Source organism: Ascidiimonas aurantiaca (assembly GCF_037646345.1).
GTDB classification, from domain to species: Bacteria; Bacteroidota; Bacteroidia; order Flavobacteriales; family Flavobacteriaceae; genus Ascidiimonas; species Ascidiimonas aurantiaca.
Genome location: NZ_JBBEWR010000009.1, coordinates 210,094 through 222,246, shown reverse-complemented (window position 1 = coordinate 222,246; position 12,153 = coordinate 210,094). Strand labels below are relative to the sequence as shown.

7 protein-coding genes and 1 pseudogene are annotated in these 12,153 nt (G+C 36.6%); 2 read left to right on the top strand and 6 right to left on the bottom strand.

Going from position 1 to position 12,153, the window contains the following annotated elements; genetic code table 11:
* Positions 1-1,227, top strand: a pseudogene (locus WAO84_RS10930) (hypothetical protein); the annotation flags it as partial.
* Positions 1,228-2,152: 925 nt separating this feature from the next.
* On the opposite strand, the gene WAO84_RS10925 reads toward WAO84_RS10930, so the two are convergent.
* The 5 genes from WAO84_RS10925 to WAO84_RS17215 form a co-directional block, all read right to left on the bottom strand.
* Positions 2,153-2,611: a hypothetical protein gene (locus tag WAO84_RS10925; protein WP_340065753.1), complete on the bottom strand. Its 459-nt coding sequence runs from the start codon at positions 2,609-2,611 to the stop codon at positions 2,153-2,155.
* Between the two features lie 12 nt (positions 2,612-2,623).
* A complete protein-coding gene (locus WAO84_RS10920) occupies positions 2,624-4,072 on the bottom strand; it encodes a RagB/SusD family nutrient uptake outer membrane protein (RefSeq protein ID WP_340065752.1) in 1,449 nt (482 codons plus the stop codon).
* 6 nt (positions 4,073-4,078) lie between these two features.
* Complete coding sequence (locus WAO84_RS10915; protein ID WP_340065750.1) at positions 4,079-6,997, bottom strand: SusC/RagA family TonB-linked outer membrane protein; 2,919 nt, start codon at positions 6,995-6,997, stop codon at positions 4,079-4,081.
* 204 nt (positions 6,998-7,201) lie between these two features.
* On the bottom strand, positions 7,202-7,621 hold the full coding sequence (locus WAO84_RS10910) for a helix-turn-helix domain-containing protein (RefSeq protein ID WP_340065749.1): 420 nt from the start codon (positions 7,619-7,621) through the stop codon (positions 7,202-7,204).
* 1,374 nt (positions 7,622-8,995) lie between these two features.
* Positions 8,996-9,241 carry a helix-turn-helix domain-containing protein gene (locus WAO84_RS17215; RefSeq protein ID WP_422614486.1) on the bottom strand — a complete coding sequence of 82 codons (246 nt, stop codon included), beginning with the start codon at positions 9,239-9,241 and terminating at the stop codon, positions 8,996-8,998.
* Positions 9,242-9,634: 393 nt separating this feature from the next.
* Between WAO84_RS17215 and WAO84_RS10905 the strand changes: the two genes are divergently transcribed.
* Positions 9,635-10,495, top strand: a complete 861-nt coding sequence (locus WAO84_RS10905) for a helix-turn-helix transcriptional regulator (RefSeq protein WP_340065747.1) — start codon at positions 9,635-9,637, stop codon at positions 10,493-10,495.
* 97 nt (positions 10,496-10,592) lie between these two features.
* On the opposite strand, the gene WAO84_RS10900 is transcribed toward WAO84_RS10905, so the two are convergent.
* Positions 10,593-11,978 (bottom strand): PDZ domain-containing protein, encoded by a 1,386-nt coding sequence (locus tag WAO84_RS10900; protein ID WP_340065745.1) that lies wholly within the window; start codon positions 11,976-11,978, stop codon positions 10,593-10,595.
* Positions 11,979-12,153: the final 175 nt, after the last annotated feature.

Genomic DNA, 12,153 nt, shown 5'->3' with positions numbered 1-12,153 from the left:
CCCTACGTAAAAGGTACTATTGAGAACCCGGTATATTATTTTAGGAACGTAACCCAAAAAAAACTCTATGAGCTCGACCTGTTGTTACTAACACAAGGCTGGAGTAAATATGACTGGAATGTGATTACCTCCCAATCGCCCGAACAAAAATATGCGTTTGAAAGAGGTGTCTTTCTAAGAGGAGGTATGAATATAGACGTCAACTCCCAGATCATTATGCATGCCAGCCGAAACCATTCTTCGCAAACTATTGATGTAACCAAACCCGATAACACCTTTATTATTAAAGAATTCTTTCCGGAAAACGGAGAAATGTTATCATTTTCTACATCTAAAAAGAATGGTGATCTCGTACAACCTAATATGTACATAAATCTGAAATCTGAAAATCAAAAAGACCGGTTACAAAACACCTGGGAATACACAGATCTGTACAGTGATCTGCCTGCTAAAAGCAATGAAAAAAAAGATACTATTTTCACATTAGTTTTACCGAACAAAACTATTGAACTGGATGAAGTGATAGTCACCGAAGATAAGTGGCAAAAGGAACAGGAAGACGATAGTTTTGTTCCAAAATTTTATAGAAAAAAGCTTTTAAAAGTAACTAAAAATACTGTTTTTCAGTATCCTCTTGTTACAGATCTCATTCAATCCCGGGGGTATGAGGTATTTATTGGCCCGTTGGGTGTAGATATTTTAAACAGACTTACCCAATCGGTCAACCTGGGCCCGGGAGGCAGGGCCCGACCCATCATTTATTTTGATGACGTCCCACTATTAGGTGACTTCTCTATTTTGTTTAACCTTCCCACTTCACAGATACACGGTATTTTTATTGATAAATCAGGTGCCAGCGAAGGCTTGAGGGGAGCCGGAGGGGTCATAAGAATATATACCAATCGCGGCAAAGAGATCCTTCCTTTTGCGTATGATGGAGATAAAAAAAGACCTGTATTTACTTATGAAGTAAAAAACGGGTTTGAACAAAGTAAAAAGTACTACGCTCCCAAATATACAAGTTACCAGAGCCGGGTATTTAAAGAATACGGGGTAGTGTATTGGTTGCCCGAAATAATTACGAATGAAAAAGGAGAAGCTTCTTTTACCATTCCTAATACAGGTGTAGAAAATATCACGTTTTTTATTGAAGGTATGGGAGATGATGGAAGCCTTTATTCAACTGTAAAAACACTTCGCATACCTTCTAAAAGTATGGTTCCCTGAAAAGGAACAGATCGCGCTGAAATTAAAAAATGCGGTTTTCAAGTTGAAAACCGCATTTTTTACGTTAACAGTTCTGCAAATACTATTTTATAGTTGTAAATGCGAAAGGGATATCCCAGATCTCCACAACATTGTCATTTGCAATTCACCACACCAATACCACATGAATCTTCTTTCCGTTTTCATTGAGTACAAGCAAATTTTGTGTATGCATAGCCAAAAGTTCATTACCTGCAGGCTTTATCATAAAAGGGTTATCAACAAAAAACCCTTTGGGGGTTAGCTACAACTGACGTATTAAAAAATACCAGATAACATCTTCCGAAAGCACATCTTAAGCTTGCGATATGTTTCCTGGTTCTATTTTCTTTAATAATACAATATTTGGATGTTTCTATTGCATATGTGATATCTACGGTTTATTTAAAAACACTATGATCTCTTTTAATGATATTCCCCGTTTCTACAAATTAAAGTACGCAATAAGTCGTTCAAGTATTTTGTCAAAAAGCACCTATTTGAAAACTTCACCATGTATATATAATAGTATTTATTGAGGCTTTATTAAACACTATATTTGAGATAAAAACTATGGTTTATATAAACCAAAAGAGGGGCCTCTTTAAAAAAGACAGCCCCCCCCTCTCATTTAACCAAAGGATGAAAGTTCTTATTATTGTTTTATCTTCCAATTGTTACTTTATCAACAGTGAATGCATGGTTTAAAAGACTTTGTTCAAGAGTAAATTCAAAAGTATCGGTATGGGAAGCTACCTGGATAACAGAAATAAGTTGCTCCTCTGGTCATCATAAATTCATTCGGGATACTAGCTAAGCTTCAGGGATACCCTAGTGAATAGTCCAAAAAGGTATCCCCAAAAGCATAAAGAGCTACATTGTAACCGGAAGAATATAGCGAAGGTTATTATTCTTCACTGTCATCTTCTACAATGATTACATCTACTACGGAAAAAGCAGAGCCTCCACCCAACCCAACAGCTGTATCAGCAGAAGAAAGTGTAATTTCCAGTTCACTGTCACCCTCTACTTCATCATTGTCAATAGGTTGTATGAAATAAGAAGCGCTTAATTCTCCCACGGGTATAGTGATCTCCGTACCCGGGCTTAGGGTGAAGGTTCCCGCAGGCGCATCGGTTTCAATGTTTATGGAAACAGTTACCCCATTAGGATTACTATCTGCCGCCAGTAAAACACGTACTTCTAATGCTTCTGTTGAGTTCTCAGGTATGCTCAATGCTTCTGAGGCAAATTGCACCCATATATCGTCTCCTGCACCAAACCTTTGGGTTTCAATCTCGTCATCGCTCTCGCAGGAAATAAAAGCAATGCCCATTAATAATATAAAAATTCTTAGTGCTTTCATATGTATTGTATATTAACCGGCATAACCGGGAGCCTGGGTTATATTTCTATTATTATTAACTTCTTCAACAGGAACAGGGAAAAGCCAAAAGTTGGAAGATGCCGGAACGGTAAATTCACAGTTGGCGCCGGAACAATTCTCATCCTGTATCCTTACCATATCTAAATTCCATCTTTTCAGATCATGCCAGTAATGTCCTTCAAAGGCAAGTTCTCTACGTCGCTCTGCACGAATTTCATCGCGTAAAGCTATACCTGATAATGAAATGGTTGATAATCCTCTGCTGCCTCTTAGCAAATTCAGATCAGAAAGTGCCTGTGCCTGCTGACCGTTCTCATAATAGGCTTCGGCTCTGTTTAAAATAACCTCTGCGTAGCGTAAAGGCATGATCTCTACTACTCCTGCCAAACCTATAGCAGGATTATCAGGATATTTAACCACTGTTGTGCGTACTTGTCCGTCTGCGCCAGAAGAAGCCAGATCTGCATAGTACACATCAGATCTAAAATCGTTTACTTCATAAGTAGAAAGAAATTCTGCCGTAGGTATATAATCCTGCCGGTTTCCGTTCACTCCAAAATTATATATCCAGCCAAATGGAGTTCCTACGTCATCAACTTCTGTAGTGGCAATTTTAAATATAAGTTCAGGTCCTTCAGAGTTTAACCAAAAGTCTCTAAAGTCTGATTCGTTGTTTATTAAAGAATATCCACTAACCCTATTAGCTGCTGCAATGGCATTCTCATAATCTGCCCGGTACAGATACACACGTGACAGAAGGGCATTTACGGCATTGGTATTAAAACGAGCGGTATTACTGTTGTCTTCATCCATAAGTGTTAATGCCGTATTGAGGTCATTTAATATATATTCATATACTTCATTTACGGAGCTTCTGGGTAATTCTGCAGTAAAATCGGGATTAACCAATGTTGCAGGTATGGGTACTCCAAACTCTGAATTACTGGTAAAACGATCTCCATACACACGCATAAGATCGAAAAAAGCCAGTGCTCTTATAGCATACGCCTCACCCAACACCTGATCCTTTTCCTCAATATCAGGATCTTCTATATTATCGTATTCAGGCATAGCCGCGATAATAGGGTTTACGCTTCCAATAATAGAATAGCAACGAATCCATATATCGTTTACATCCTGAGTAGTTGAGTTATAATCATACCGGTACATGAAAGCAAATCTTCCAGTATTTACAGCAGTAATAGATGCATTACCGGTCATAATATCTCCCAACCCTGTGAGGGTTCCTGTATAGTAAAGATCGTCTAATAATCGGCTATAGGCCCCAAAAAGCGTAGCACGAGCATTACGCACATTGGCAACCGCTTCCTCATTGGGTATTTGATCTGAGGGCTTCGTGTTCAAAACATCCTCATTACAAGAGAAAAGAACCAATGAAACCACTACTAATACTATTTTTTTCATTATGCTTCGTTTCATAGTTTTTTAAAGTTTAAAGTTTACTCCGAAAAGGAATGAAGTTACTACCGGATACTCATAACCGTCAAACCGGTCGTTAAGTTCGGGATCGAAACCTTTATAATTGGTCCAGGTGATCAGGTTCTGGCCCTGTGCATATATTCTTAAGCTTTTAAAAGGGGTTCTGTCAAGAAACCTTTGTGGGAAATTATAGGAAAGCGTTACAGACCTTAAACGTAGAAAAGAAGCATTTTCCAGGTAACGCGTATCAAATTGTGAACCTATCCCGTTTCTGGGTACATCGGTAACATCTCCCGGCTGTTGCCAAATGTTCAACTGTGTAACGGATTGATTAAATCCGGGAAAATTAGTATTTTCATTAAAAAACCGCGAGTTATTAAGTATGTACTTATCAAATTGATACGAAAAACGCGCATCAAGATCAAAACCTTTGTATTTAAAAATACCATAAAAACCACCATTAATAGGTGCAAAAGGTGATTTTCCAGATAAGATCACTGCATTGTTATCTTCATCAAATGTATTGGTCAGATTTCCGTTGGCATCGTACCAAAGAGCATCTCCATTAGCAGGATTAACACCTGCATACCGTACAAGATACCATGTTCCGTTCAATTCACCATCACCAAACCACTCATTACCAGCATTTACATTAGGGCGCCCTTCACCTTCAATGGTATTACGGTTATATGAAAAGTTACCTCCAATAGTGATCCCTTCCTGGGCATTCCCTAAAACATTATAAGAAAGATCTACTTCAATACCTTTGTTAACTACGCTGTAATCATCGGTATTGGTAAGTATCTGGCCATCTTCGGGCTCACCTCCAGCAATGGTAGTACTGGGGGGTAAAGGGCGTTGAAAAGTTAACTCGGTGGTTTCTTTATAATACGCTTCCACAGTACCTTTTACCTTTTTAAAGAGCTCAAAATCAACTCCTACGTTATAACCCGTTACCACTTCCCAACCTACGCTGGGGTCATTTAGGTTAGAAACACTCAATAAAGCAGCATTTCTGTTGTATTGGTCAATGGTAAGGAAGTTACCACTGGCATAGAGGTCAGCACTTTGGTTGTTACCGGTTACCCCATAAGAAGTTCTCAATTTCAGATAATCAATCACTTTTGAATCTTTAAGAAAACCTTCTTTTGATAATAACCATGAAAAACCAAAACTGTAAAAAGCATCAAAACGCTCTAATGCATTAAAATCACTATCTGCGCCATATGAGAATGACCCTGTAAAGAAGTATTTATCATTTAAAGCATAGTCAGCATTAAAAAAGTAATTTATAAAGGTAGCATTGTCTCTTTGTCCGGTAATGGAGTTAAAGTTGGTACCTGCATCAGGAACACCTAATGGGAAATCGAAGTTTTGTACTTCAACATCCAAATCTGTGTCTCTAAAACGCTCAAACTCCATACCTGCTAAAAGTGTAAGCTTATTATTTTCATTGATTTCAAGATCATATGTAAACTTACTATTGTGATAAAAAGTAGCATCTACGTCTCCGGCAATAATCAATCTTCCATTATCTCCCTGATTACCCAGGTTAGTACCTGGCCTGAAAAAGCGATCTCTTCGGGTATTGTTGTAATCCATACCCAAACTTAATTCATATCCGAGGTTTTCTGAAAAGCGAACTTTGGCAAATATGTTACCTACTATCTTGAGGTCTGAACGGTCATCACTGTTTATACGGGTTTGTTCTAAAGCGTTAAAACCGAGAGTCTGAGCAGTATTAATCGTGCCATCCGGATTAAAAGCAGGAGTATCTGGCCTATTTACATATGCCTGAAGAATAGGGCTATTGGTATTTACACCAAAGTCGTCTGCCAGTTTTTCGGTAGCATATCCTAAAGTTAAATTGGTTCCAATAGTTAACCATTCTTTCACATCTCCGGAAACGTTTACACGCAAGGTAGTTCTTTCAAGGCCTGACCTTTCTATAATACCATCCTGGTTAAAATAAGAACCTGAAATAAAATAGGACATCTTTTCAGATCCCCCGGTAAATGAAAGTTGATGATTGGTAGTGGTTGGGTTCCTTAAAAATACATCAAACCAATCTGTTGAACTATTTCTCGCTTCTTCGATCTCGGTATCGGTAAATGTACCTGGAGAAAGTATGTTCCGGTACCTCCTGTATTGTTCAGCATTCATTAACTGATAGTTTGGATTATCCTGTAATGCTGAAAAACCGGTAGTTCCTGAGTATTCAATGGTAGCTTCCTGGTTTCTTCTACCTTTTTTAGAAGTAATCAGGACGATCCCGTTTGCTCCCCGGGCTCCATATAGTGCTGCAGAAGCAGGATCTTTCAGGAAATTAATATCTTCAAAATCATTGGGGTTCAATGCACTAAAAATAGCAGAGGTTATTCGTACACCATCTAAGAGATAAATGGGTTCAGAACCTCCCGTAGGGCTGTTTACACCACGGATGAATACCTCAGACCGCGCACCGGGGTTACCGTTGGTTGCCGTGGCACTAATCCCGGCAACGTTCCCCTGAAATAACTGATCTAGTGAGGCCACGGGCACCTGTTCTATTAGTTTTGTATCTACGGCATCAGTAGCTCCGGTTACTGCCTCTTTTTTCTGTACACGAAAGGCAACCACTACTTCTTCCAGTTGTGACACCATAGGAATCATGTTTACGACAAAACTTTCGCGGTTGCCTACAGGCATTTCTTTCGTTTCGAAACCCTGATAACTAAACACAAGGGTTTGGTCACTGTTTACCTTTAAAAGAAACTTTCCGTCAAAATCGGTTTGTGTTCCTCTAACGGTTCCTTTAATAATAACATTCGCGCCAGGCAATGGTAATCCCTGATCATCGTAAACTATTCCCCTTACAGTTTTCTCCTGTCCAAAGGCTTGAATAGACAGAAAACACATAAGAAATAATGTAAATGTAATTTTCATAAAATGTTAAGACGTTAGTTAGTAATAATTGAAATCCAACCGTAGTTGGTAAAGAGATTGCTAATAAAGAGTCTTTTTGTTAACTTTGAGTTCTTCTCGATCGAGGAGAACTATTTTAACAAAAGAAGGGGGCGAAAGTTAATGAGTGACTAAATCAATTAACTAAATATGAAATGTGTAGTATATGCCCCCCTCAATTTACTTTTAGGGAAAATAGTTTTCTTCCTTTCTTTTGGTAGATCTGCGATACTGTAAAGGTGTCTTTCCAGTGGCCCTTTTAAAAGCATTGTAGAAACTGGATTTGCTAACGAATCCCACCTCGTACATAATTGTTTTTATATTGAGCCTTTCTTGGTTTTCTATAAGTCGCTTACTCTCTTCTATACGACAACAATTGATCAACTGATAAAAATTTTTATTAAACTCCATATTAATTGCCTGGGAAACCTTATGACGGTTGCTATTCAGTCTATCAGCCAATTCCTGTAGTGACAGATTTTCATTCTTATAAATCTTCACATCATACAAAAGCACCTGAATAGCTTCAATTAATTGCTGAAATTCCTTTTTCTTAAGATTGGAGTTTTTATATTTTGAAAACTTACCATCTTTCATAATCTGCATAAATTCATTTTAAAGAATAACTACGGCATATTGAAATGAATCAGAAAGCTTAAGTTTCCCCAAAGATCCCTCTGTATTCAAGTGGATAAGCCTGTAGCTATTTCGATCTGCAATTTCTTTCAACATTCACATCCTCAACGGCTAAAATGAGGCAAAATTCTTCCTGATCCAGACCTTGTTATTATAGTCCTCACCAGTTTGTACTGTAAAATGGCATTGGCAATACGGGTGTTCACACTACACTTTTACAATACGGTTCACCGTAAACTATTCTCCTTATGAACCTGTCTTTTTAAGGTAAATTTTCGAAAGAAAAAACACCAAAAACAGCACAAATAATACATTTATACGTTTCAAGACATTAGCTAATAAAGGCTAACATTTAATTCTAAATTGATAAATGGGAATACTAAGAAAAAGTGTTTTTACCAACTTTAGGTTCATCTCGATCGAGAAGAACTACTTTGTGAAAAAGTATGTAAATACTACCTGACTGATGCGCCAGAAGATTAGAACAAAAACAAAGAGTAAATACTATTTTAAAAACAAACTATAGAAAATAATTAACAATAGTTGAACGCTTTTTTCTATAATTTAAGAGTGAAATTACGAATAATACTATCCTTTACTTATTTACAGAAAGAAGCTTTTCTTTATGGTTTATAAAACCGTAATTTCTTATTACAAATGTATTTTAATATAGATTTTGATCTCCCTTAAGAGAACGTTAACTCCAAATGTTTTGCGTAATCACTGAGCATATCGTGACAATATAAAGTTGATTACTAATTAAACTTAATCTTAGTTGAGGACGATTGTTATCTGTAAACATGGTCAGATAACAATCCAAATATAATTAAAGAAACTTAATAATATTCTGTTAATTATCTGATTTTTTAGACAAAATTTCATTTTAAGTGTTAATAGTAAGAATAATCTGCAATTAAATATCATATAAATACTTTTTTATCATGGGCCATCTTCATAACAAAATTGCATAAACAAGGATATTAGCGAACACCATATTGGTAATTTATAGAGCTTCGAGGTTACTTTTCGTGCCAAAAAAAGTTATACGTTAAGGTTAGATGTATGAAGATGGGTCTTTTTTACAGATAAACCTGTAGTGTAAGAACAGCTATAAAGATTTTATCCTGCTTTTACATAAAGTATTTTAATATGAATGTTATAATGAAATATATTAGTAAACCTATATTATGATTACCACCTACATTTTATGTCTCTACTTTGGTGAATGAAATGGAAAGAATACTAAGAAGGGAGCACAAAATTAATTAGTAATCTAAATCAGCTAACTAAATATAAAATGCGTATTCATTGTACACCCTTCTTTTTCGTGTACAAAAGATAATGCTACTTATTTTTAACCAGGTTTCGGTACTCTAAGGGTGTTTTTCCTGTAAGACCTTTAAAAGCAGCATAAAAACTAGATTTGCTAACAAAACCCACCTCGTACATAATGGTTTTTACAGAAAGTTCTTTTTCATTTTCAATTAATTCTTTACTCTCTTCTATGCGGCAACTATTAATAAGCTGATAAAAACTTTTATCAAATGCCGTATTAATAGCCTGAGAAGCTTTATGGCGATTTGTATTCAGTTTATCTGCCAGCTCTTGTAGTGACAGATCTTCATTGGGTATATTTTCATGTCATTCAAAAGCATTTTTATGGTTACTATTAAATCATCATACTCTGTTTTTTTCAGATTGGAATTTTTATATTTCAAAAATTTCTTATCCAGCATAGATTCATACAATTATTTTAAAAAAGAATGACTTCGGGAACTCTCCAAAATTAGTATCATAAGAAGGTGTCTCCCTGTAACATCTTGCTATTTTAATTGCTTCATACCAAAAAAATGCTGTTTGACTGTGCTGTTCATCCTTTTATAGGATAGGCTGGTATCATTGGTTCTACTTGTGCATTTATAAAAATTTGTTAATAGCAAGAATGCACAATAAAACAAGAAGTTATTCACTAATTTAGTCTGCATGGAAAAGCTTGGAATCAAAGAATTATACAAAGGGAATTTTGGTAGCATTCGGGAGTCTAACCTTTATGATTTTGAAATGGCATTTCAAAGAAAAGAGGCTATTAGTATAAAAGGAGTTTATGAAGGAAGCGAAAACTATCAGATCAATAACCGCTACTATAAGGTAACTCCTCACTATTTACTCCTTTTTAATGAAGGGTTTCGCTATATTGCCCAGAATAACAGCCAGGCCAGCGGTGTTTGTATTGACCTGAACCCTTCTTTAGTGGCATCTGCAGAAAAGGACATTTTTGAAGAAGAAAAGCTTTTCGATCTTTCACAGGAGTTTAGTGTTTTAAAGATCCCTGTGGATCAATACGGTTTACAGTCTGGCCTATTATATCTTAAAAACACAGGCACTCACTTATCCAAACTACAGTTAGAAGAAAGTTTTTCTCCTTTTTTGGAAGCGCTTCTTCTTATGGAGTCTGACTTTAACCAAAAAATACATGCGCTTCCGGCTTTAAAAGCAAGTGTAAAAAAAGAGTTATTTCGCAAACTCCTCCTGGCAAGAAACTATATTCATGACCATAGATTTTCTAATCTTTCCCTTCATGAAATTGCCTATGCAGCAGGATTGTCTAAGTTTTATTTTCAACGCCTGTTTAAAAAGGCATTTAAAACATCTCCGGGGCAGTATCTGGAAAATCTGAAAATGCAGGAAGCTCAGGGGCTTCTCAGGAAAAACACACTCAATATTACAGAAGTTGCCTATTTTTTAGGATACAATGATGTTCAATATTTCTCGAATCGTTTTAAGAAATATTATGGTATGAGTCCTTCGTTTTGCCAAACGAATTTGCAGAAAGGTGATGAATAACATTTCTGCTTATAAAAAGATAAGGTGAGCCACACGGTTATGGCCTTACACTAATTTCTAAGTTTACTTCTTTATTAAAACTCTTTCGAAATAAGGATTATTTGATATTATCCAATATAGACTGCATCCAGTTTGTAAGCATTTCGGGATATGCCTTATTAAATTGTTCCGTAGCTATTTTTAGGTATGTTCCCTGCTTTTTGTGACGAACACCATTTGCTTTTGAGCCTGTTTGAATAAGTGCATGATCGGTGCCTTCAATGAGTTTGAAGATTGCTTTACCCGGATGATCATTATTTACGATACGTACTATCCTGTTTGCACCGCTGGCATCCAGAGCCTCTATATCTGCTTCCCCATACATAGCAAGGACAGGACAGGCCACTGCAGACCAGTTGTGAGCTATATTTTGCGAATTCAGATCCTGCCAGAATTGATAATGCCTGCCAAATATATGGTCTCTCCCATCGTATTTTAGAATATGTGTAAAAAAGTTGCGTGCATCTGGTTGGTTTTGAACAATCTCAAAAGGAGTATTTTTAGCTATAAAAAAGTCAAACAGTGCTTGTCTGTTACTTTTTAAAAGACTTTCTGCATCTGTATATGAAATACCAAATAATGGCAGTTGTTGAATAATGAGTTTACTTATGTAATCATACCAGGACTGCCCACTTACACCGTAAACCATAATTCCCGAAGGTTGAAATGTCTCTACCAGTAAAGGGGCATGTGCTCCACCCAAAGAATGCCCGTAAATAAACACTTTTGAAGTATCAACTTCTCTGAGCTTTAAAAGCTGTTGGTATCCCGCTTTAAAAGCTTCTGATTCTTTACCAAATGAAATTTGATCGCAGGGTTCGCGGTTAACACTATCGCCCATGCCCGGTTTTTCTATTTTATACACTATAAAACCATGGCGCACCCAAAAATCTGTCAACTTTTTAAAAGGATTGCTGTCATTAGGGTATTCTACGGAACTACACGGATATCCCTGTATATAATAAACAACAGGAAAAGGCCCTTTTCCTTTGGGAATGTGTACTATGCTTCTTAAATACCCTCCATCAAAAGACACTTCGGTATAGTCTACCCTACTACCCACTGTATTTTCAAAGGGCCTACTCTGTATGATACCCTTGAGAACTTCAAAACGGTTTTCTCTAAATACGGTAAAATGAATAGAATCCCCTCCCCTCAGGCGTTGTGAAAATTCTTTAAGATCTGCCGCGTTTTGTATAGCGGTTCCGTTTAAACGTACTACTATATCATGTACCTTAACACCTGCATTTTCTGCGGTGGCACCAGTTACCAATTGCTGTACCTGCGCTCCCCTTATACTTTGAGAAATACCGGTACTTAAAGAGTCTTTTTTAAAATCAGAAGGGTAGATCCCCAGGTATCCTTTACGAGCCAGATGTTGTCCGTTTAAGTGTATATGGGCAACCACACATAGCAGAACGTACACGTAATAACTTCGTTTCATAAAATAGTTTTATGCAATATGAGAAAGTGCAACATCCCCGGCTTGTGATATCTTGCTATTTTTAGGGAGTTTTAAAATTAAGAAGGAAGCCTTCATGTTTTTATACTACTGAATATGCGACAAAAGTATATTTTGTAAAGTTATAACGGTTTGTGCTAAAATATCTTTTTTATAA